The sequence below is a fragment of the Jeotgalibacillus alimentarius genome, from assembly GCF_000829445.1.
GTDB lineage: Bacteria > Bacillota > Bacilli > Bacillales > Jeotgalibacillaceae > Jeotgalibacillus > Jeotgalibacillus alimentarius.
The window spans coordinates 179,521-198,401 of the sequence record NZ_JXRQ01000015.1 but is presented as its reverse complement, the minus strand read 5'-3'; the positions used below and the strand labels follow the sequence as shown (position 1 = coordinate 198,401).

Genomic DNA, 18,881 nt, shown 5'->3' with positions numbered 1-18,881 from the left:
AATATTCACCAATTAACATACTTTATTCCATTTAAAAGAGGTGAGAGATATCGGGTTTTTTATGATTTTTATTATTTGTGGTGCTGTTATGTGGGCCGCTCTGGCATTTCTCGGTCCGGCAGGGTTTATTCTGATTGGTGCAGCCTTAGCCGCGATGATCGTACACGGGTATTTATTGATTTCTACGATGCATAGTGAATTTGAGCGCAAATCTATTTCGCCGGAACAGCGTTTTAAAGAAGCCACTGAAAAATATAAGGTGAAATAATAGACTGCGTCTGCCAGTCTATTTTTCATGTAAATGAAAGAGGAAAATGACATGAAAGTAACTGTTCAAGCATATAACAGTAATTGGGCTAATCTTTTCAAAAAAGAAGCTGAAAAAATAAAAGTGATATTTGGAGATCAACTGATTGATATCTATCATATTGGAAGTACTTCTGTGCCAGGACTGCACGCGAAGCCAATTATTGATATGCTCCCTGTCCTCAAAGATATTAAAGTTGCAGATCAGCTGGCGCATCAAATGGAAAGGATAGGTTATGAAGCGCTTGGAGAATACGGTCTTCCAGGCAGACGGTACTTCAGAAAAGGTGCAGACAAACGCACGCACCATGTTCATATGTATGACCCGTTGAGCAGTGATGAAATAGAACGTCACTTAGCAGTACGTGATTATTTGCGGCAGCATCCTGAAGCAGCAGCGGAATATGGTGCTTTAAAAGTTAAACTCGCTGAAGCTTATCCAAATCATATAGAAAGCTATATTGACGGAAAAAATGACTTTGTTCAACAGCTTGAAAAAGAATCAGTACAATGGAAGCGTCAGCAAGAAAAATAACCATTTTGTAACAAATATTACAAATGGATTAAATGTATGAATAATCAGTTTAATGAATTTTCTGAAAGATGTAAAATAGGTCTAAATATGTAAGGAAAGGAAAATGATATGGGCGTAAATCAGAACTTTCATCCTCCTGTATTCAGTCTGTCTGTATTAGCTGAGAAGCTGCTGGAAAAGTTTCTGACCGAAAAGGAATATCGTTTTTATGCTTACAGTGAGAAAATTGAGGTATGGTTTTCCTACACAGTCTATCTGTTAAAAGCAACTGCATACCGCCGTTACAGCCTGAGTGTCAAAGAAGAACGTTACTTGTCTGCTTTAACCTCTCAAGTCGTTGTACTGGGCTGCTCCACTTCATATCTGACCTGCTTAATCTCACAACTTGGTAATGAAGCTGAATACTATCTGAAAAAGCATGCCCACCAGATTCATTATTCTCCTAAAGAAGTCCTTTCTATCATTGAGCTTGTCCGTCAATTCATTGCACGGTGTCATACCATTATTGAGCGCAAAGAAAATATCGTGCTGTTGCCGCCAGCTGAATATCGTCAAACAGTAAGCACTGTTGCCGATTGAAAGCTGTCTTCAAACCCCTCCTGTGCGAAGGATGGGTTTTTTAATTTGTAGGCACTGTTAAATCTGGCTGTTGATTTCCGCTGCAATCACCAGCTGTGCTAAAACACATTGGGCTTTAACAAAGCTAATTTGTAAAAGGTGAGTCTCAATCATCATGACTGGAATTCTGCTATACTGATAACAACTTATTTTCGGAGGGAAGACTTAGGACATGAAGAAATGGTTGTTAGGACTTAGTGCGCTGGTATTTGTCAGTGGATGCACCAGCATGCCGGAAGAAGGCAGCGAAGGGCTGACGGTATCAGCTGCTGCCAGCCTTCAGGATGCAATGTCAGAAATAGAAGAGCAATTTGAAGCTGAGACAGGTATAGAGGTGACTTTCAATTATGGGGGGTCCGGCAGCCTGAAACAGCAAATTTCACAGGGCGCACCAGTTGACCTGTTCATATCAGCTGCTGAAAATCATTTTGATGACCTTGTGTCTGATGGTGTGATTAACGAGTCGGACAGTGTGCGTCTGATTGCAAATGAACTTGTCTTGATAGTCCCGCGCGATGATTTTGATATTGCAACATTTGAAGATTTGACAGAAGCTGAAAGTCTGTCGATCGGAACACCGGAAACCGTTCCTGCAGGACAGTACAGTCAGGAAGTGTTTGAGGAGCTTGGAATCTGGGAGGAACTGCAGGAGCAGATTGTTTTTGCAAAAGATGTCCGCCAGGTGCTGACTTATGTAGAGTCCGGTAACGTGCAGGCAGGGGTTGTCTATCATTCTGATGCGCTTGCAGGTGATCAGTTAAAAATTGCCGCAACAGGAGACGAAGAATGGCACAGCCCGATTGTCTATCCGGCAGGTGTACTATCAGGTGCAGAGCACGCTGAAGATGCAGCAGCCTTCCTGGATTATCTCCAAAGTGATGAAGCGATGGCAGTTTTTGAAGAGCTTGGCTTCAAAAGGCTGAACTAGCAGATGCCTTCAGATTTCTGGTCGCCGCTCAGACTGTCACTTGAAATTGCCACTGCTGCGAGTCTGGTCGTTTTGATTCTCGGTCTCATTGCAGGGAGGATCATGACGAACCGGCAGTTCAGGGGTAAACCCATCATTGAAACAATTTTCCTCTTGCCACTGGTTCTTCCGCCAACAGTAGTCGGCTTTTTATTAATTGTGATTTTTGGCAGAAACAGTCCTGCCGGTCAGTTCATTGAATGGCTGTTTCAGCAGCCGATTATTTTTACATGGTGGGCTGCAATGATTGCGGCTGTTGTGGTGGCATTTCCACTTATGTATCAGTCAGCTAAAACCGGTTTTGAATCGATTGATGAGGATATCGAACGTGCAGCACGGGTAGATGGTGCAGGGGAATGGAAGCTTTTCCTGCTGGTCTCGATCCCGCTTGCCTGGAAAGCAATTATAGCAGGCTTTATTTTAAGCTTTGCAAGAGCACTCGGAGAATTCGGTGCAACCCTGATGTTTGCCGGTAATATCCCGGGTCGAACGCAAACTGCCTCAACGGCTATTTACCTTGCGATCGAATCCGGCAATATGCAGATGGCCTGGCTCTGGGTTGCGAGTATGGTTGGCATTTCGTTTGTGATGCTGGTGCTTGTGCAGGGATTAAGAAGATAAAACAGCATTCGTCAGTGGTGACGAATGCTGTTTTTTAAGCTTCAGGCGGAGAATGGTTTTCCTGCAAATAGTCAAAGTAAGACTGAAGATCTCCGCGCAGCTTCAGCATGTTCACGTGGTGCCATGTACGTTCTTCAAGTGTTGCTGCTTCTTGGAAATGATAAGCTTCAATGACAATATCCCGGTATGCTAAGCGATCCTTTGTCATTTCCGGATCATTCAGGTCGATATATATACTTGTTCCCCCACTATGTAATTCAAGCGCCTCAAACCTGGTGTCATACTCCTTTTGCTGCGCTGCTGTCCATTCTTCGTCAATTAAAGATTCCTGATAATCCAGGAACTGATCGAGATGTTTAAGATGATTCTGCGTCATTTGATGGGCCTGATAATAGATTTCCTGTTTCTGTGTGTAATACTGAAATCCAAAAAAGATGGCAGCTGCCAGTGAAAGAATCAGTAGAGGGATCGTCAGTTTTTTTAGGGTGATCTTTTTCATATTAGCTCCCTTAGAGTGGTTTCGGACGGAATTAATGCATCATGGTCTGAATAACCATTTGAACGAATCAGTCTGCTACTGACAATGGTAACATAATTGAAGAAAATAATGGCTGAGAATTGTGGTATGGTTGAACGTAGTAACTGACAAGGGAGAGAGCAGTCATGAGACATTCTACAAAGGCATTAATTATAAAAGGGAATTCAGTTCTATTAACAAAAAATGAAGACGAGCAGGGTGCATTTTATATTTTTCCCGGGGGCGGACAGGAAGACGGAGAAACGATGCATGAAGCATGCATAAGAGAATGTATGGAAGAAACAGGTTTGACTGTGAAACCTGGAGAATTGTTATACGTAAGAGAATACATAGGGAAAAACCATGAATATGCTGCATTTGATGCGCATGTCCATCAGATTGAGTCGTATTTTCAATGTAGCGTGACAGGAGAAGCGAAAGAGCCGGTTTTACTTGATGCAAACCAGACCGGTATTGAGTGGCTTCCGATTAAAGAACTTCATCAGTACAGAATTTATCCTAAGGCACTGATTCGTGTTATTCAGGAAACTGACAAGAACGCTGTCTATCTTGGAGATGTGAATTAAACTTTACAAGGAGGAACACGCATGAAGACAATCGGACAATTACATACGATTATCCGTCATCCTGTCAAATCGCTGAGTGGTGAAGAGGTATCTGAAACCAGGCTGATGTCATATGGTGTGTATGGAGATAGAAGTCATGCTTTTTTAGAAGGTGAACGCTATCACACAGCTACTCAGAATCCAAAAATGGTCGGGTATTTGGCTGCATTGGAAGGGGACGAATCAGATGACAGTTATCCGGCAGTAAAGATTACTGCACCGGATGGGCGGAGCTTTTACTGGCATGAAGACAGGTGTCTTGAAGAATTTCAGCAGCTTGCCGGCAAGGCTCTCTCAAAAGAAGTACATACACCACAGCACGTGCCGCTCGGGGCAATTGAGGAAGAGCATATTCTGATCGTCAATGAAGCATCTATTACAGCACTGGAAGGTGAAACCGGAAAGCAGATTGACTGGAGACGGTTCCGGCCCAACTTTGTTGTGTCACTGTCTGGTGACGTGGCATTTTCAGAAGAACATCTGGCAGGGAAGAAAGTGCAGATCGGCACAGCTGAAATTGAAATTGTCAGGCCTTGTGAGCGCTGCAGCATCATTAATATTGACCCAGCAACAACAGCGATTGATCCGCTTGTATTGAAAACAGTGTATCAAAAGCACGGGAACAATTTTGGTATGTATGCGACGATCAGGCAGACAGGTACTGTGTCTGTTGGCGATGAGATTGTGATGGTTGAGGAGTAGCTCTATCATGAATATCTTTATATTCTTTTTTGTACATATGACAGTTGGCCTGGCGCTTGTCTATTACCGTTCAAAACTGCCAGCCGTGTTGGTCACATTCAGTACGGTTTTTCTCGTGATGAGTGTATGGTACCGGGCTGGGGTCTTATGGAGTTTCTATTAGAGAGGAGAGATTTAATGGGGGACTTTAGTACAGGAGATATCATTTTTCAAATCATGATGATTGGTCTGCTTGTTTTGTTTGTAGTTTCATTCAGTTTATTTATTAGAAGGATGCTCATAACGAGAACTGTACAAAATAGAAAGTCAGAGGATACGAATGAGAAGCTTGACCGGATTATTGAGCTTCTTGAAGACAGGGAAGATAGAAAATGAGATCTGCACATGAAATAATGGAGCTGATCTTACATTTTGCGGAACATGATGAGCGGATCCGTGCTGTCTATATGAATGGTTCACGTACGAATCCAAATGCGCCGAAAGACATTTTTCAAGACTTCGATATTGTGTATGTGATGCGTGATATTAAGCCTTTTATAGAAGATCAGTCATGGATCAATCACTTCGGGACCCTTCTGATGATGCAGCAGCCGGACGCACTTGATGCAGGAAAGGGTCTTGAAACGGATTCAGGTCGATATGCTTTTCTCATGCTTTTTGATGACGGGAACCGGATTGATCTTTCTTATCAGACTATTGAGTATATGAAGAGAGCATATAAGGAAGATTCGCTGACGATTCCGATTTTGGATAAGGACGGTCTCTTACCGAAGATTCCTGAAGCTTCTGATGTGGATTATCATGTGAAAAGGCCTTCAAAAGGGGAGTTCAACAGTATAACAAATGATTTTTGGTGGTGCCTGCAGAATGTCGCGAAAGGATTATGGCGCGACGAACTGCCGTATGCGCGTCATATGTATGAACTGACGACGCGTGCTGCGCTTGATCAGGTCATTGAATGGTGGATTGGTGGAGAACACGATTACCGGGTATCCGCGGGTAAAATGGGGAAGTATTTCAAGCGATATTTACCGGAATCTTATTGGCGGCTGTATCAGCGGACATATGAAGAAGATACGTGGGAAGCCGTGGATGCAGCGGCTGAGCTGTTTGGCCTTCTTGGCAGAAAAGTAGCTGAACGGACAGGCTATCATTATCCTGTTGAAGATGAAAAAGCGATACTGCATTATGTGGGACGCGTGCGGACGCTTCCAAAGGATGCAGGGGAAATTTTTTGAACATGGGTGGGGCGGTTAGGTACATAGTCACGCTCTCCTGAACCACCCCGCAAATTTCATGAACCTGCCGTGAAATCTTCTGCACCACCCTGTAAATCTCCTGAACGTCACCTGTTATTTCCTGAACGCTCCGCTACAACAGCCACCCGGCGGCCAGCTATCCTCATATTTAACGTATGTATAATGATTCCAACGACAATCAGTCCGATCCCGGCAGAAGCTGTGCCTGTTGGCAGTGGACTCGATAAGATCAATGCTTCACCTGCAATCACAAAAAGCACCTGAGTCGCCTGTGTAGCTTCAACTGCCGCAAGTTTTCCCTGATCCTGGCGTACACTGTTCGTTGCGATAAAAAACAGAGTTGTCGCGATAATGCCGGAGCTGACTGCGACGATAAAAGTCTGCAGGACTTGACCTGATGATGGCGGACCAGTCTGAATAAGGCCGATCGTGCTTAAGATCAGCCAGACAGGAAGACTTGCGAGTGTCATGCCGAGTATCCGCTGAAATGTATCAAGGCGGTCTCCGCAGAGCTCCATCATTTTACGGTTGCCTAACGGATAACAAAATGCTGCCACAATCACAGGCAGTGCACCGATAAATAACGCACCTGCACTCAACTCATCAGCCTGCTGAACCTGTATCAGTATGACGCCGGTCAGAATGATACACGAAATAAGTAAAGCTCTCAGTTGAATTGCGTGCCTACTGCCGTCTACTCTCAAAAAAAGAGGTGCCAGTAAAAGTCCGGCTACAATTGTAAATTGCCACGTGCCCGCAACCAGCCAGCCGGGACCGTACGCTGCTACATAGGTAAGAGGTGCGTAAAATAAAACAAATCCAACGATGCTCCATGTGATCCATTCCAGCGGATTCTTCCTCATTTCGCTGAACAATTCTTTTAAGTTACCCCTCATCCATACAATTCCGACTAAAAACGGCGTCATAAAGATAAAGCGTAGTGATGCGCTCCACAGCCAGTTGCCGCCATCCATTTCCATAGAGCGGTTCAATACAAAGGTGACAACAAAAAACATACAGGACAGTACACCAATCAGCAGAGCCTTCATTGAAAACACCTCTTTCAGTATCCGATTAATGATATAATGTATACTATAATATACTTTTTGGTGATTAGTGCAAGCTTTTTTAGAAATAGGAGGAAAATCATTGGAACACATCAGTCCGGATCAATTCACAAAACAGGTCGGTAAAATATTGAGGAAACTGAGAAAAGAAAGAGAACTGACGCTGGAAAACCTGGCTGACCTGACAGGAGTCAGCAAATTAACACTCGGCAAAATTGAACGCGGAGAAGCGAACCCTTCACTGGCGATTATATGGAAGGTGGCAAATGGTCTTCGGATCCCGATCTCCTCATTGCTGGTCGAAAACCAGGAAGTCACTCTGCTTAAAAAAAGTGGAAACAGCGTACTGAGTGAAAATCAGTCACTTAAACTAGAACCGATTTTCACAACGCAGGTGCAGGGATCAATTGAGTCGCATAAAGGGTACCTGAATCCAGAAGCTGTGTATGAAGCGGATGCCCATCAGCCTGGTGTAAAGGAATATATTACGGTGATGGAGGGAGTGGTGACTGTCCGGGTGGGAGAAGAAGAGTATGAACTGGAGCGGTTTGATTCGATCAAATTCAACGCGGATCAAAAACACGCCTATATCAACCGGTCGAAAGAAATAGCAGTATTGCACTTTGTCATGATTTACACCATCTGAGTTATGGAGAATTAGTGAATAGTCAGATTATTTTAAAAGGGGTGTGTTATGCTAAAAAAGGAAAAATGAAAGGGTGTGTCAAATGAGTGATTTTGAACAGCAGCCTAAGAATGATCTGATTGGTGATATTTTAAAAGACTATTCAAAAACCGGCGGGATGGACAACCTGAAAGGGACAGGAGAAAAGATTCCGAAAGAATATTTCTCCGGAGATACGTTTCAGCATTTTCAAAAAATCGCAAAGGATGCAGGATATAAGCCGCAATGGCTGAAGCTCCAGCATGAGATCAGCGACAGGCTCCAGGGTCTTGAAAATCTGGAGACAGCTCATATGAAAAAAGAAGTGTCAAAGATTAACAAGAAAATTGCTGAACATAATAAATCCTGTCCGCCGTCACTTCAAAAGATGCCTGTGTCCGCAGACGATCTGGAGACTGCAAGACGGATCTGGGGGTAAGGGAAGTTGGAAAACTGGAAAGATTATTGTTCAGAAGAGAATTTTCTCGGTATCGGATCTACGAGAAAAGTGTATCGTGCAGGAGACAAAGTGATTAAAGTCCATCTCCATCCGATCGGCTATGAGCAGTCGATGCAGGAGAAGCTGATCTATCAGGTAATGGAGCGTCTTGGGTATCAGTCATTTTTTGCACAGATGATGGAAGTGTATGAGGAATATGCTGTTCAGGCATTTGCGAGTCCGCTTGCACTGAAGGATTTTCAAACATATGACCTTTCTAATGAGGATCAAAGGCTGACTTCTGAACATCTCAAACTGATTGAGCTGCTGGACTGTGAGTTTGACAGTTTTGATCTGAAGGACAGCGGGAACTTTGGTATGGATGATAACGGGCGTCTCATATTCATTGATTATGGCATGACGAAAAAGCGGTATGAACAGGAGTGGGTGCCTGAGGCTGATGCCGGCTTGATTCCACAGATTTATTTCGAAGCATGTCAAAGTTGCGGGATTGAAAAAGAGCTCAGAATCTACGGAGAGCATGATCAGGACCGGCGCTGTGTGGAGTGTGGGAAATGTTGAATAACAGTGATATTCATATACATAGAGTAAATCCTGCAGATCCTTTGCCGGATATCAGCAGCCTGATAGAAGAAAGCCTGTCGAAAGGTTTTCGTTTTCTGCAAAGGCTGAAGGATGATTATGATAGTGGACTTAACCGCTTTTCTTTAGAAGGGGATGGGCTTTGGTACATAACAAACCTGAACAGTGAAGTGATCGCGATCGGTGGGATCAATCGTCAGGAGTCAGCAGATGATGAAGCGATTGGCAGGCTCAGGCGTTTTTATGTCAGGGGTGCTGAGCGGGGGAAAAGTGTCGGAGCCATTCTTCTTGCGCGTATTCTTACTTTATCTGCTGATCATTTCGATAAAGTTGTGCTGTTCACTGACACTGTAAAAGCCGCACACTTCTATGAAAAGCATGGTTTCTTGAAGGCTGATAGCGATTGCCATTACTCGCATTTTAAGAAATTAAAGAGCCAGCGCATCCTTTAGTCCAACATTCTTGATTGTTTTACCCGGAAATGAGATAACAGTGACAGATCTGAAAATTCTGAAAAGGGAAGAGGGATTTGGATGTCAAAAAAGCCTGCTGAAATCAGTAAGGATGGTTCATTTAAAAGACAGATTAATCGTTTTGTTACGCCGTTTGGCAGCGGTGAAGGTGACTTGCCTGTTGAAAGCGGCCGTTACAGGTTACTATGGTCGGCGGCATGCCCGTGGGCGCATCGTCAGGTGATTGTGCGCAGGGTGCTTGGACTCGAAAATGCAATCAGCCTCGGTAAAGCGAGTCCGCTCCGCCCGAGAATTGGCCGTGTGGATTGGGCATTTACTCTAGACGATGGTGACCGTGACCCGGTGCTTGATGTTGAATATGTAAGCGACGTCTACTTCAACGCTGATCCTGATTATGATGGGCGGCCAACTGTACCGGTGATGGTCGATCTGCAGACGAAAAAGGCAGTGAACAATGATTATTTTAACATGACGAATTATTTTGAAACGGTCTGGCGTCCATTCCATAAAGAAAATGCGCCGAACCTTTATCCTGAGCACTTACGTGAAGAGATAGATGAATTGAATGACGTGGTTTTTCATGAAGTGAATAATGGAGTCTATAAATGTGGTTTTGCGCAGTCTCAGGAGGCTTATGAAGCTGCCTTTGATACACTTTTTGAACGGCTTGATGCCCTGGAAGTCCGTCTTGCCGACCGCCGTTTTCTTCATGGGGATTTTATTACGGATTCTGATGTGAGACTGTATACAACGCTGGCCCGATTTGATGCGGCGTATTATAACGGCTTTAATACAAACCGCAATCTGCTGCGTGAGTTTCCGAATCTGTGGGGGTATGCACGTGATCTTTATCAGACAGAAGGCTTTGGTGATACGACTGAATTTGATGCGATTAAAGAGCATTATCATGTATCAATCACCATAAATCCTGATCAGTCTGAAACACGTATTCTGCCAAAAGGACCTGATCTGACCGTCTGGAATGAGCCGCATGACCGGGAGAAACTCGGCACATCAGATAAGTTTCTGCGGTTTGAGGAGGAATAGGCATATGATAATTCGTGATGCGAGTAAAGAAGAGCTGTCATTCATTCGTGAGCAACGTGTAAAAGCTTATGAAGATCATATTGGAAAAATCCCGGCTGAGCATTGGGAAGCGCTGAAAAAAGCGATTTCATCCGATGCGGATCAGCAGGAAAATGTGGATCTGATCGTTGCAGAAGTAAATGACGTGATTTTTGGCAGTGTGGCACTGTTTCCTGCTAAAACGGATGCGTATGAAGGCTATGTAGACGAGATGGATTATCCCGAAATCAGAGTGCTCGCCGTTGATCGCAATGCACGCGGACAGGGTATTGCTTCAGCGCTGATCGATGAATGCATCAGTCGTGCAAAGGCAAAAGGGTACGATGCAATTGGACTGCATACAGGATCTTTCATGGATGGAGCGATCGCGCTTTATCAGGGGAAATATGGCTTTGAGCGGATGCCTGAATACGATTTTGAGCCGGCTGATGACGGGATTATAGTGAAGGCTTTCAGGAAGCTGATTTGACGCTTACGGATGTTAGGCGTTTGAACGGTGATGTTCAGAGAAATTTGTATGAGTTTCAAAGAATAATCAACCTTGTTCGTAGAATAGTGAAATATGACCTATATAACTTCAAACAAAAAAGTCGCGATCAACGGCTTTTTTGTTTGGGATAAAAAGGGGTTTCTGTTGTGGAAAACGAATCATTTAATGATGAATATTCGAGGGGGACCTGAAATGGAAGCTAAAGTAGAAAATAAAACATTTAAATTGATCGGTTTAAAAGGAAAAAGTAAGTTTAAAAATTTCAGTCTTGAAGTACCTTCACTTGCTTCAGTTCTTTTAAGAAAAATTGATGATACCCCTTATCATAAGGGGACAGAAGCAGGGGTATTTGAACCTTGCGCTGGTGATGTTGAAGCAGAGGGGGTTTTTTATGTAGGTGTGTTGACAGACGAACTACCAAGGGAAATTCCAGAGGAGCTTACTGTTATAAAGATTTCTGAAAAATATGCTGTAACTGAAGGGAACATAAATCATATCAGTGAGCTGCATCAAAAATTAAATGATTGGATCCGAGCAGAGGGACATACCAGAAAAGAAGAGGATTTCATCGTAGAAACCTATCATCCTCAGCCGGAAGGAGAAAACGTAAAGGTTTATCTGCCTTTAAAAAGAAACTCATAATAGTTGAGCTTTCACTACTGTCGCTTAAGGTTAGGAGAAACGAATTCAGCAGCGGAACGTCCCATAAAAAGGGGAATAGTAAAATTGTACCAGATTGATGTGAGGCAGTATTCTTTTTTGTGAGGCACAGAGGGACGGAGCTGTGCCCCCTGCTTAATCAACCATTCACCTTCACCGTACGACTTGCCCCAGTCTGCCTTTTTCGTCCGCGTACTTTTTCTTCCATTGCAGGTCCCAGCTGAAATAGCAGCACTCCGCCTGAGATCAGGAGTACGCCTAAAAATGATTGGAGTGTAAAGGGGACCTGTTCAAGTCCGAACCATCCGAGTGAATCCCACACGAGTCCAAAGAAGATCTGGGAGACCATAACGAGTGAGATCGCACGGCTGGGTCCGAGTGATTGAACCCCCTGTGTGACGCAGGCCACAACACCAACGCCAACGACTCCGCTGAACCAGAACCATGGCTCTGCATTGAAGCTGAATAAGGCAGTGCCTTCAAACGCGAGCCCGGCTGCAAATGAAGCAAGGAATCCGAGTGCAAGAACAAGCATCGTCGTCGACCAGACGCTGACCTGTTTTTTTACATTTGCGTTGAATGTATTTTGAAGGCATACAAGCGTGCCGCCTAACAGTGCAAGTAAAATACCGATAACCATCAGAACGCCTCCTTTTCATAAATGTTTTCGCCGGCAAGTTCAAGTAAGGCGCGGCGATTTTTAATTTCAATTGATCCACGCTTTTTATCAATCCATCCGTCCTGCTGAAATTGCTGCAGCACACGGTTTAGATGTCTATAACTCGTGCCGATCAGGTCTGCGATATCAATCAGGGATGCAGAGGTAATCACTGGCTGAACCGGTGTCATCGAAAGCAGGTAACTTGCGAGACGAACGTCAACCGGGTACAGCAGGTTGAAATTCATCGTATGTGACTTCATTTCAAATTTCTTTGTGACCGTATCAAGGAGAAATTGCAGCCATGGAGCATGATGAGCCATTTCTTTTCTGAGGATTGAATACGGAATTTCAATCACGGTTGTTTCCATGACGCTCTCTACTGTATTAATTAATGGGCAGTCCCGGACATATTCAATATCGCCGACGATATCAAGCGGCGTTTTAAATGCCAGGATCAGCCGTTTTCCTTCGGGGGTCAGCATAGATACTTTGAGTTTTCCTTCAACTAAAAGGTGCATTCTGTCTGACCGTTCACCCTGCGAAAATAGACGCTGCCCGGCTTGATAAGTCTGAAGCATCATCTCTTTACAGACCGGACCGGTAAAAAGCTGGTCGAGTTTATATTCGTTAAGATAATGTGAAAGCTGTTCCATCATATCCTCATCTCCTAGACTTTCAGCACGATCACACCTGCAATCATCAGGCCAACCCCGATAATCTGTGTGGTGCTGATATTCTTTTTCAACATGTCGAACCAGCCGAACCGGTCAATGATAATGGCTGCGACGAGCTGTGCGATGAGGAAAATACCGATCGTGAGTGTGACCCCCATCAGATGCACGGCTGTGATGTTACTGAAAAGAACAATCGCAGCAAGTGCGCCGCCTGAGGCATACAGCTTTGGCACCTGCCCGAGGTCTTTATATGTGCGGTCTCTTAATATAAGTACAATTATGATCGCAAGGACAAAGCCTGTGAGCTGTGTCATCGCAGCAGCCTGCCACGTTCCGATCTGATTACTGATTGTTGCATTCGCTACACTTTGAAAGGTCAGAAAAAATCCGCCTGCCAGTGCAAAGAGAACACCTTTCATTTGCTTCTCCACCTTTCTGTCAGGACAACTGTATAACGCAACACATGCCTTCAAAAGGACATATGTCCCAATCAGTGTGAAGGATTAATAAAATGAAGTAAAGGCTCATTTTAAATGTTGGAAAAAAATGCTGTATACTGAAAAGAAATGTGTGAAGAGGAGTGAGGTCATGTCAAAAGTATATCTGATCAGACACTGCCAGGCTGAAGGTCAGGAACCCGGAGCCCCTTTAACAGAAGAAGGAGGCAATCAGGCAGCGTCATTAATGCGCTTTTTTAAAGAGATGGAAGTGAGGCGTATCATTGCAAGTCCATTTAAAAGAGCGGTTGATTCTATTCAGCCATTAGCAGAAAGTAAAGGGTTGGACATACAGATTCATCCGCATCTCTCAGAAAGAGTATTGAGTGCTGACATTCTGCCGGACTGGCTTGAAAAGCTTGAGCAGTCATTTTCGGATACGGAGCTTGTGTTTGAAGGTGGGGAATCAGCAAGAGCGGCAGAAGAGAGATTATCTGAAGTGGTAGAGGCTGAAAGCAAAAAGAAAGGTACGACGCTGATTGTAACGCACGGTGGGATCCTGTCCCATTTCCTGAGTAAGTATGATGCCGGATTCGGGTTTGGTGGCTGGCAAAGACTGAGTAATCCGGATGTATATATGTTTGACAGCGAAAAGAAGACGGTGAAGCGGGTGTGGCATGAATAATTCCTGGCACAGAGCTTTTGGTGTATACGGGTTATATGTATCTAACGATAAACTGCTTGTGATCAGGAAAAGCCGCGGTCCTTACCGGAACAGATACGACCTGCCAGGTGGAAGTCCTGAAGAGGGAGAAGGTCTTACAGAGGCGCTGCAGCGTGAATTCGCTGAAGAGACTGGTTTGAAAGTGATTCGTAAAAACCAGATCGGCACAGCAGATTTTAAGCTTCCCTGGTCATGGAAACAGCACACTCACGTTCACCATATCGCGGTTTTCTATGAGGTGAGCAGGTTGAGGGTGAGCTTGCTGTGCCCATTCAGTTTGATGGGCAGGACGCGCTGGGCACAGCATGGATATCAGAAGAAGAGGCTGTACAGGACCAGGCATCACCTTTAGTGGTTGAAGCATTCAACTGGATCAAAAATAAACGATTCTCAGTGGAACCGGTCGTTTACAAGGACTGGCGGTTAATTGATCAGCTTGAGGAGGCCCCATGGAATCGGAGCGATTGAAAATATTTAATGAGCAGCACGAATACATAGGTGAAAAAACAAGATCAGAGGTTCATGAAAAAGGCTTCTGGCATGAAACGTTTCATTGCTGGCTGGTGGAAGAGGATTCACTCTATTTTCAGCTGCGGAGTGAAGAGAAAAAAGATTATCCCGGCCTTTTGGATATCACTGCTGCGGGTCACCTGCTTGCTAGTGAGACAGTGGAAGACGGGATCAGAGAGGTGGAAGAAGAGATTGGCATCAGGGTTCCTTTTGCACAGCTTCAGTCACTTGGTATTATTGAATGTGCAGCTGAAAGAAAAGGATTTATTGACCGCGAATTTGCCCATACATTTCTTTTGATAGGTGCTTTTACGGATGAGCATTTTACGCTTGAACAGGATGAAGTAGCCGGTATTGTCAGAATTGATTTTGAGGCATTTCGCAGTCTCTGTAAGGATGGATGTGATGAGGTCAGGATAGAGGGATTTAAGGTCAAGGATGGAGAAAAAGTGAAGGTAGACGAGATGGTCAGTCAGGCGTCTTTTGTTCCACATCAGGCAGAATTTTATCTGGCTGTGCTTGAGCGGATTGATCAATACAGATGAAATCAACTTTAAAACAAATAAACATATTCATTTTCATTAGAGATGAGTATGTTTATTTGTTTTTGGAATGATTGGTAAAGACAGAAAATTGAAACCTTTTCACTTCAATGTACGTATTTCATGTAAGAGGTGAACGAGATGAACGGATTAAAAATTATGATAACTGTCCTGCTCGGATTATTCCTAATCTTTCCGGGACAGGCGCTTGCAGTGGAATTTTCAATAGAAAACACGGATATTGATGCGCGTATTCAGGAGTCCGGAGATGTGACTGTGACAGAAACACATACTTATGAATTTGATGGAGAATTCAATGGCATTACCCGTGAATTGATTGCAAAAGATGGATCAGCGATTACTGATTTTCAGGCATCAGAAAACGGAGATTCGCTGAAGGTGGAGCAGGAGGGAAATCTTTACCGCATATACCGTGGTGGTGAGGATGAAACCATTTCTGTAACATTGTCCTACGTGATTGAAGATGGTGTAGAAGTATATGAAGACATGGGGGAATTTTACTGGCCGTTTTTCAGTGAAGAAAATGAGTCTGATTATGAAAACATGACCATTACATTGACACCGCCGTCACCGACGCAGGATGTGCTGGCGCTTGGTTATGACGAAGCTGAAGGTACAGCTGAAACCGCGTCTTCAGGTGTTGTCACATTCAATATGGGTTCTGTCTCAAGTGGTGAAAATGCAGATGTCCGTGCAGCATGGGGTGCAGAGATTTTTGCGGCAGCAGGGGCAGGTGGAGAGATCCGACCTGAACTGATCAGTGAAATCGATCGTCAGGCAGACGAAGCGGCAGCCTTTGCAGAAACTCGCGGCTGGGTCATGGATATAGGGATCATTCTGCTTTCTCTTCACGCGCTTCTCCTGGCAATCATGTGGATCAGGGCTGTAATCAGAGGTAAGAAGCTTGAACGTGAAGCAGATGCAGAGCTGCCGCTGAATGGAGCGCCTCGTGAAGTCATGTCTCTGATGGCAACGATCTCTTATAATTATCACCATATGTTTTCCGGGAATGCGCTTAGTGCAGCTCTGCTGGATCTTGTGCGAAAAGGGAAAGTGGTGCAGGTAACAGAAAGAGAGTTTCGGGTTGTCAGCCGGTATAGCCTTTTAGACCATGAATTGATTTTAATTCAGTGGCTTTTCGATGAGATTGGTAACGGTGAGACGTTCACAGTGGATGAACTGGAAATATACGCTGCTGAAGAATCCAATCAGCAGACTTACAGAAAGTACGAAGCAGATTGGCGTGCGGCAATTAAAGAAGAAGTGACATCACATGATTTGATGAAAAATGTGAAGAAACAGCGAGTGCTGATTCTTGCAGTCAGTTCACTGCTGACTCCATTTCTAATCCTATTCCCGCTGTTTGAATTACTGCCAGGGCTGTTCTTCACCATTTTGCTGTTGGGTGCAGCGGTGATGTTCGCGTTTTCCTATCATCCGCGGACTCTTGAAGGAATGATGGTCAAAAGAGAATGGCACCACATCAAGGAGAATCCTGTTCAGGAAACATGGACAAAGGATGAGCAGATGCGTGTCTATCTATACGGATTAGGTACACAGGATGAAAAAATCTCCGGTCCGGTTGAAAAGAAGTTTGCAGGTGCAACGCCTGCCTTCAGTCCAAACACCCTTGATATTGCAACAATTATGCTGCTGTCTACTGCGATTTCACCAGGCTTTAGTGCCGCTAATGTATCGGCAGCCGGGTCAGGTGCTGCTTCAGGCGTCTCGATCGGATCTGCAGGAGGCGTTGGTGGAGGCGGCGGTGGATCAGGCGCGTTTTAATCTTTTGTAAGGAGTGAGCTGGTGAAAATACTTGGTATTGGCTCCGGTCTTGCGCTGATGGGAATGATCTTGTCATGGCTGATCTGGGGAATTGGAGAAGTCTACACGATTCCGGCAGGACTGGGTATATTGTTTCTGGTCGTATCAATGGTTTCTTCAGGTGCGGTGGGGAGTAGCAGAGGGGTGAGAACATATTTTAACTCTGAAACAAAAGAAGGACGGCAGGACCGTATAAAAGTTATGAAAACTTCAACATTACTGGCTTTACCGAACCTGATGACTGCCGGGCTGTTATATTTTTCTATCCCTTAAAGTATACAGACAGCTTCTGAAGGTCATCCTATTTCCTGAACACATTCAATTGTTTAAGCATCTATTCAAGAAGGAATGGCATAATATTGAATTCAGTGAAGGAGTGGGATCATGACGTTAAATGGAGAGAAGATTTTAGACCGTTACAGAAAAGGAATTGAAGAGGTGCATGATGCTTTACCCGAGGCTGTCAGCGAATATAACCGTTTTACCGGAAAAGCATTTGAGAGCGGAGAGATTGACCGTGCACAAAAGCACCTGACTGCACTCGCCATTGCTGTGAAAGATGGAGATGAATCAAGCATCGCTTACCATATGGATCAATGCGTAGGACACGACTGCAGTGACCAGCAGATCCATGAGACGATGTTGGTTGCAGCAGCTTACGGCGGCGGGTCTGCGATGAGTCATGGTGTGACGATGGGGCTGGAATTGCTGAGTCAGTTCCGGAATCGATAAGAAAAAGCCTGGCAGCTTTTATGACTGCCAGGCTTTTGTATTCAGACGTTTAGTTTTTCAAGGTATTCAATAGCATCGGCAGTTTCTTTTGCTGTGATGGGGCGATCTTTCAGGACATGAATGGTTTCATTTGGATTCACAGAACGTGCAACAATATCATCAATTCTATGTGCAGGGATGTTTAGGTCATTTAAAGATGAAGGCAGACCGAGCTTTTGGTAGAAAGATTGTACGCGCAACATCTCTTCATGTTTCTCTTCAAGGATCAGCTGCACAAGAATGCCATAGGCAACTTTGTCCCCGTGTAAAGCGTGATGAGATTCGGGAGCGGAAGTTAAGCCGTTGTGAATAGCGTGAGCGCCTGCTACCCGGCCATATTGATCACCGAAACCTCCTACCATCCCGCCCAGCATCATAATTGCCTCCGTCACGCGGATAAAAGCCTCAGAGCTTACCTGGTTTTTTGCATCCGCAATCGCTTGTTCCCCATACTCAAACATGATATCCGCACACTTTTTAGCGGTAAAATGCGCAACTTCCAATGCAGGTAGCGGGTTCTGCATTCTGCCGATCTGTACATCTGCTTCATACCATTTCGCCAGTGTATCACCTATACCTGCACGAAGCAGTGCAACAGGGGCAGCAGTAAGCATGACCGGATCCACTAAAAGCAGATCTACACCAGCCGGATGAATATCATAATGCGTCATGGTACCGTCAGAGTCGTACATGACGCTTATAGGCGTCCACGGCGCACAATTAGAGGCAAGGGTAGGGATCAGAACCGTTTTAATATTAGAAGCAACAGCAGCAGCCTTTGTAATATCAAGCACTTTTCCACCGCCAAGCCCAATGATTGCCTCTGCACCAAATTCAGTGGCAAGTGATGACACGCGCTGAACTTCTTCTATTGTACATTCACCGTGATAATACTCATGGTGATACGTAATCTCATGAAAAGGTGAAAAATAGTCTTGTGAAGATTCCCATGACTTAACTCCTGAAAGCAAAAGGACACGGTTGATCCCTCTTATTTTCAGCTTTTCTTCTAATTCTCCCAAAGCATCTACCTTGATCACATATTCAGCAGGAGCGCCACGAACAATTACGTCAGTCATTTTAC

Annotated in this window: 28 protein-coding genes and 1 pseudogene; 23 read left to right on the top strand and 6 right to left on the bottom strand. The window is 44.5% G+C overall.

The window, feature by feature from the left end; translation table 11 throughout:
• Positions 1 to 61: 61 nt before the first annotated feature.
• From KP77_RS04810 to modB, 5 genes are all read left to right on the top strand, one after another.
• The gene (locus KP77_RS04810) at positions 62 to 268 is read left to right on the top strand and encodes a hypothetical protein (RefSeq protein ID WP_041121565.1); all 207 of its coding nucleotides are present in this window, start codon (positions 62 to 64) and stop codon (positions 266 to 268) included.
• Positions 269 to 319: 51 nt separating this feature from the next.
• Positions 320 to 841, top strand: a complete 522-nt coding sequence (locus tag KP77_RS04805; RefSeq protein WP_041121564.1) for a GrpB family protein — start codon at positions 320 to 322, stop codon at positions 839 to 841.
• 108 nt (positions 842 to 949) lie between these two features.
• On the top strand, positions 950 to 1,420 hold the full coding sequence (locus KP77_RS04800) for a hypothetical protein (RefSeq protein WP_041121563.1): 471 nt from the start codon (positions 950 to 952) through the stop codon (positions 1,418 to 1,420).
• Positions 1,421 to 1,631: 211 nt separating this feature from the next.
• Positions 1,632 to 2,387 (top strand): molybdate ABC transporter substrate-binding protein, encoded by a 756-nt coding sequence (gene modA / locus KP77_RS04795; protein WP_041121562.1) that lies wholly within the window; start codon positions 1,632 to 1,634, stop codon positions 2,385 to 2,387.
• Positions 2,388 to 2,390: 3 nt separating this feature from the next.
• On the top strand, positions 2,391 to 3,047 hold the full coding sequence (gene modB, locus KP77_RS04790; protein WP_041121561.1) for a molybdate ABC transporter permease subunit: 657 nt from the start codon (positions 2,391 to 2,393) through the stop codon (positions 3,045 to 3,047).
• Between the two features lie 34 nt (positions 3,048 to 3,081).
• Here the strand turns inward: modB and KP77_RS04785 are convergent, their stop codons facing one another.
• Entirely contained in the window at positions 3,082 to 3,546 is a 465-nt protein-coding gene (locus KP77_RS04785; RefSeq protein ID WP_041121560.1) for a hypothetical protein, read from the bottom strand.
• A 164-nt stretch (positions 3,547 to 3,710) separates the two neighbouring features.
• Between KP77_RS04785 and KP77_RS04780 the strand changes: the two genes are divergently transcribed.
• From KP77_RS04780 to KP77_RS04765, 5 genes are read left to right on the top strand one after another with little or no spacing between them, the layout of a single operon-like run.
• Positions 3,711 to 4,151 carry an NUDIX domain-containing protein gene (locus KP77_RS04780; RefSeq protein WP_041121559.1) on the top strand — a complete coding sequence of 147 codons (441 nt, stop codon included), beginning with the start codon at positions 3,711 to 3,713 and terminating at the stop codon, positions 4,149 to 4,151.
• 21 nt (positions 4,152 to 4,172) lie between these two features.
• On the top strand, positions 4,173 to 4,892 hold the full coding sequence (locus tag KP77_RS04775; protein ID WP_041121558.1) for an MOSC domain-containing protein: 720 nt from the start codon (positions 4,173 to 4,175) through the stop codon (positions 4,890 to 4,892).
• Positions 4,893 to 4,899: 7 nt separating this feature from the next.
• Entirely contained in the window at positions 4,900 to 5,055 is a 156-nt protein-coding gene (locus KP77_RS18085) for a hypothetical protein (protein ID WP_160289501.1), read from the top strand.
• A 14-nt stretch (positions 5,056 to 5,069) separates the two neighbouring features.
• Positions 5,070 to 5,267 (top strand): DUF4083 domain-containing protein, encoded by a 198-nt coding sequence (locus KP77_RS04770; protein WP_041121557.1) that lies wholly within the window; start codon positions 5,070 to 5,072, stop codon positions 5,265 to 5,267.
• A complete protein-coding gene (locus KP77_RS04765; RefSeq protein ID WP_041121556.1) occupies positions 5,264 to 6,130 on the top strand; it encodes an aminoglycoside 6-adenylyltransferase in 867 nt (288 codons plus the stop codon). The genes KP77_RS04770 and KP77_RS04765 overlap by 4 nt, the downstream gene beginning before the upstream one ends.
• 107 nt (positions 6,131 to 6,237) lie before the next feature.
• Here KP77_RS04765 and KP77_RS04760 read toward each other — a convergent pair whose 3' ends face one another.
• On the bottom strand, positions 6,238 to 7,200 hold the full coding sequence (locus KP77_RS04760) for a DMT family transporter (protein WP_041121555.1): 963 nt from the start codon (positions 7,198 to 7,200) through the stop codon (positions 6,238 to 6,240).
• A gap of 100 nt (positions 7,201 to 7,300) precedes the next feature.
• Here KP77_RS04760 and KP77_RS04755 point away from each other — a divergent pair, with 100 nt between their 5' ends.
• The 7 genes from KP77_RS04755 (at position 7,301) to KP77_RS04725 (ending at position 11,615) form a co-directional block, all read left to right on the top strand.
• Positions 7,301 to 7,864, top strand: coding sequence for a helix-turn-helix domain-containing protein (locus KP77_RS04755; protein ID WP_041121554.1), 564 nt, complete (start codon positions 7,301 to 7,303; stop codon positions 7,862 to 7,864).
• Between the two features lie 82 nt (positions 7,865 to 7,946).
• Complete coding sequence (locus KP77_RS04750; protein ID WP_041121553.1) at positions 7,947 to 8,321, top strand: DnaJ family domain-containing protein; 375 nt, start codon at positions 7,947 to 7,949, stop codon at positions 8,319 to 8,321.
• 6 nt (positions 8,322 to 8,327) lie between these two features.
• Complete coding sequence (locus KP77_RS04745) at positions 8,328 to 8,903, top strand: hypothetical protein (RefSeq protein WP_041121552.1); 576 nt, start codon at positions 8,328 to 8,330, stop codon at positions 8,901 to 8,903.
• A complete protein-coding gene (locus KP77_RS04740) occupies positions 8,897 to 9,376 on the top strand; it encodes a GNAT family N-acetyltransferase (protein ID WP_052473972.1) in 480 nt (159 codons plus the stop codon). The genes KP77_RS04745 and KP77_RS04740 overlap by 7 nt, the downstream gene beginning before the upstream one ends.
• 81 nt (positions 9,377 to 9,457) lie before the next feature.
• Positions 9,458 to 10,444 (top strand): glutathione S-transferase family protein, encoded by a 987-nt coding sequence (locus tag KP77_RS04735; RefSeq protein WP_200889049.1) that lies wholly within the window; start codon positions 9,458 to 9,460, stop codon positions 10,442 to 10,444.
• 4 nt (positions 10,445 to 10,448) lie between these two features.
• Positions 10,449 to 10,952 (top strand): GNAT family N-acetyltransferase, encoded by a 504-nt coding sequence (locus tag KP77_RS04730; RefSeq protein ID WP_041121550.1) that lies wholly within the window; start codon positions 10,449 to 10,451, stop codon positions 10,950 to 10,952.
• Between the two features lie 213 nt (positions 10,953 to 11,165).
• Positions 11,166 to 11,615, top strand: a complete 450-nt coding sequence (locus tag KP77_RS04725; RefSeq protein WP_041121549.1) for an effector binding domain-containing protein — start codon at positions 11,166 to 11,168, stop codon at positions 11,613 to 11,615.
• A gap of 157 nt (positions 11,616 to 11,772) precedes the next feature.
• Here the strand turns inward: KP77_RS04725 and KP77_RS04720 are convergent, their stop codons facing one another.
• From KP77_RS04720 to KP77_RS04710, 3 genes are read right to left on the bottom strand one after another with little or no spacing between them, the layout of a single operon-like run.
• Positions 11,773 to 12,273, bottom strand: coding sequence for a DMT family transporter (locus tag KP77_RS04720; RefSeq protein WP_041121548.1), 501 nt, complete (start codon positions 12,271 to 12,273; stop codon positions 11,773 to 11,775).
• Positions 12,273 to 12,950 (bottom strand): Crp/Fnr family transcriptional regulator, encoded by a 678-nt coding sequence (locus KP77_RS04715; RefSeq protein ID WP_235420667.1) that lies wholly within the window; start codon positions 12,948 to 12,950, stop codon positions 12,273 to 12,275. Before KP77_RS04715 ends, KP77_RS04720 begins: the two co-directional genes overlap by 1 nt.
• An 11-nt stretch (positions 12,951 to 12,961) precedes the next feature.
• Entirely contained in the window at positions 12,962 to 13,387 is a 426-nt protein-coding gene (locus KP77_RS04710; RefSeq protein ID WP_041121547.1) for a DMT family transporter, read from the bottom strand.
• A gap of 169 nt (positions 13,388 to 13,556) precedes the next feature.
• Between KP77_RS04710 and KP77_RS04705 the strand changes: the two genes are divergently transcribed.
• The 6 genes and pseudogenes from KP77_RS04705 to KP77_RS04680 all read left to right on the top strand — a co-directional run bounded on the left by KP77_RS04705 (position 13,557) and on the right by KP77_RS04680 (position 17,758).
• Positions 13,557 to 14,090, top strand: a complete 534-nt coding sequence (locus KP77_RS04705; RefSeq protein WP_041121546.1) for a histidine phosphatase family protein — start codon at positions 13,557 to 13,559, stop codon at positions 14,088 to 14,090.
• Positions 14,083 to 14,597 (top strand): annotated as a pseudogene (locus tag KP77_RS04700) (NUDIX hydrolase). Before KP77_RS04705 ends, KP77_RS04700 begins: the two are co-directional and overlap by 8 nt.
• On the top strand, positions 14,579 to 15,184 hold the full coding sequence (locus tag KP77_RS04695; RefSeq protein WP_041121545.1) for an NUDIX hydrolase: 606 nt from the start codon (positions 14,579 to 14,581) through the stop codon (positions 15,182 to 15,184). The pseudogene KP77_RS04700 and the gene KP77_RS04695 overlap by 19 nt, the downstream one beginning before the upstream one ends.
• 138 nt (positions 15,185 to 15,322) lie before the next feature.
• Entirely contained in the window at positions 15,323 to 16,987 is a 1,665-nt protein-coding gene (locus tag KP77_RS04690; protein WP_041121544.1) for a DUF2207 domain-containing protein, read from the top strand.
• Positions 16,988 to 17,008: 21 nt separating this feature from the next.
• Positions 17,009 to 17,299 (top strand): DUF5316 family protein, encoded by a 291-nt coding sequence (locus KP77_RS04685; RefSeq protein WP_041121543.1) that lies wholly within the window; start codon positions 17,009 to 17,011, stop codon positions 17,297 to 17,299.
• A 111-nt stretch (positions 17,300 to 17,410) separates the two neighbouring features.
• Positions 17,411 to 17,758, top strand: coding sequence for a carboxymuconolactone decarboxylase family protein (locus KP77_RS04680; protein WP_041121542.1), 348 nt, complete (start codon positions 17,411 to 17,413; stop codon positions 17,756 to 17,758).
• Positions 17,759 to 17,799: 41 nt separating this feature from the next.
• Here the strand turns inward: KP77_RS04680 and KP77_RS04675 are convergent, their stop codons facing one another.
• On the bottom strand, positions 17,800 to 18,876 hold the full coding sequence (locus KP77_RS04675; protein ID WP_041121541.1) for an iron-containing alcohol dehydrogenase family protein: 1,077 nt from the start codon (positions 18,874 to 18,876) through the stop codon (positions 17,800 to 17,802).
• Between the last annotated feature and the right edge of the window lie 5 nt (positions 18,877 to 18,881).

What these genes read in the sequence shown, in the direction of transcription:
- modB (WP_041121561.1), top strand. Translation starts at nt 2,391, where the DNA reads ATGCCTTCAGATTTCTGGTCGCCGCTCAGACTGTCACTTGAAATTGCC.
- KP77_RS04680 (WP_041121542.1), top strand. Translation starts at nt 17,411, where the DNA reads ATGACGTTAAATGGAGAGAAGATTTTAGACCGTTACAGAAAAGGAATT.
- KP77_RS04675 (WP_041121541.1), bottom strand. Translation starts at nt 18,876, where the DNA reads ATGACTGACGTAATTGTTCGTGGCGCTCCTGCTGAATATGTGATCAAG.
- KP77_RS04810 (WP_041121565.1), top strand. Translation starts at nt 62, where the DNA reads ATGATTTTTATTATTTGTGGTGCTGTTATGTGGGCCGCTCTGGCATTT.
- KP77_RS04770 (WP_041121557.1), top strand. Translation starts at nt 5,070, where the DNA reads ATGGGGGACTTTAGTACAGGAGATATCATTTTTCAAATCATGATGATT.
- KP77_RS04710 (WP_041121547.1), bottom strand. Translation starts at nt 13,387, where the DNA reads ATGAAAGGTGTTCTCTTTGCACTGGCAGGCGGATTTTTTCTGACCTTT.
- KP77_RS04725 (WP_041121549.1), top strand. Translation starts at nt 11,166, where the DNA reads ATGGAAGCTAAAGTAGAAAATAAAACATTTAAATTGATCGGTTTAAAA.
- KP77_RS04705 (WP_041121546.1), top strand. Translation starts at nt 13,557, where the DNA reads ATGTCAAAAGTATATCTGATCAGACACTGCCAGGCTGAAGGTCAGGAA.
- modA (WP_041121562.1), top strand. Translation starts at nt 1,632, where the DNA reads ATGAAGAAATGGTTGTTAGGACTTAGTGCGCTGGTATTTGTCAGTGGA.
- KP77_RS04780 (WP_041121559.1), top strand. Translation starts at nt 3,711, where the DNA reads ATGAGACATTCTACAAAGGCATTAATTATAAAAGGGAATTCAGTTCTA.
- KP77_RS04740 (WP_052473972.1), top strand. Translation starts at nt 8,897, where the DNA reads ATGTTGAATAACAGTGATATTCATATACATAGAGTAAATCCTGCAGAT.
- KP77_RS04785 (WP_041121560.1), bottom strand. Translation starts at nt 3,546, where the DNA reads ATGAAAAAGATCACCCTAAAAAAACTGACGATCCCTCTACTGATTCTT.
- KP77_RS04735 (WP_200889049.1), top strand. Translation starts at nt 9,458, where the DNA reads ATGTCAAAAAAGCCTGCTGAAATCAGTAAGGATGGTTCATTTAAAAGA.
- KP77_RS04775 (WP_041121558.1), top strand. Translation starts at nt 4,173, where the DNA reads ATGAAGACAATCGGACAATTACATACGATTATCCGTCATCCTGTCAAA.
- KP77_RS04750 (WP_041121553.1), top strand. Translation starts at nt 7,947, where the DNA reads ATGAGTGATTTTGAACAGCAGCCTAAGAATGATCTGATTGGTGATATT.
- KP77_RS04720 (WP_041121548.1), bottom strand. Translation starts at nt 12,273, where the DNA reads ATGGTTATCGGTATTTTACTTGCACTGTTAGGCGGCACGCTTGTATGC.
- KP77_RS04690 (WP_041121544.1), top strand. Translation starts at nt 15,323, where the DNA reads ATGAACGGATTAAAAATTATGATAACTGTCCTGCTCGGATTATTCCTA.
- KP77_RS04800 (WP_041121563.1), top strand. Translation starts at nt 950, where the DNA reads ATGGGCGTAAATCAGAACTTTCATCCTCCTGTATTCAGTCTGTCTGTA.
- KP77_RS04760 (WP_041121555.1), bottom strand. Translation starts at nt 7,200, where the DNA reads ATGAAGGCTCTGCTGATTGGTGTACTGTCCTGTATGTTTTTTGTTGTC.
- KP77_RS04805 (WP_041121564.1), top strand. Translation starts at nt 320, where the DNA reads ATGAAAGTAACTGTTCAAGCATATAACAGTAATTGGGCTAATCTTTTC.
- KP77_RS04730 (WP_041121550.1), top strand. Translation starts at nt 10,449, where the DNA reads ATGATAATTCGTGATGCGAGTAAAGAAGAGCTGTCATTCATTCGTGAG.
- KP77_RS18085 (WP_160289501.1), top strand. Translation starts at nt 4,900, where the DNA reads ATGAATATCTTTATATTCTTTTTTGTACATATGACAGTTGGCCTGGCG.
- KP77_RS04765 (WP_041121556.1), top strand. Translation starts at nt 5,264, where the DNA reads ATGAGATCTGCACATGAAATAATGGAGCTGATCTTACATTTTGCGGAA.
- KP77_RS04695 (WP_041121545.1), top strand. Translation starts at nt 14,579, where the DNA reads ATGGAATCGGAGCGATTGAAAATATTTAATGAGCAGCACGAATACATA.
- KP77_RS04715 (WP_235420667.1), bottom strand. Translation starts at nt 12,950, where the DNA reads ATGATGGAACAGCTTTCACATTATCTTAACGAATATAAACTCGACCAG.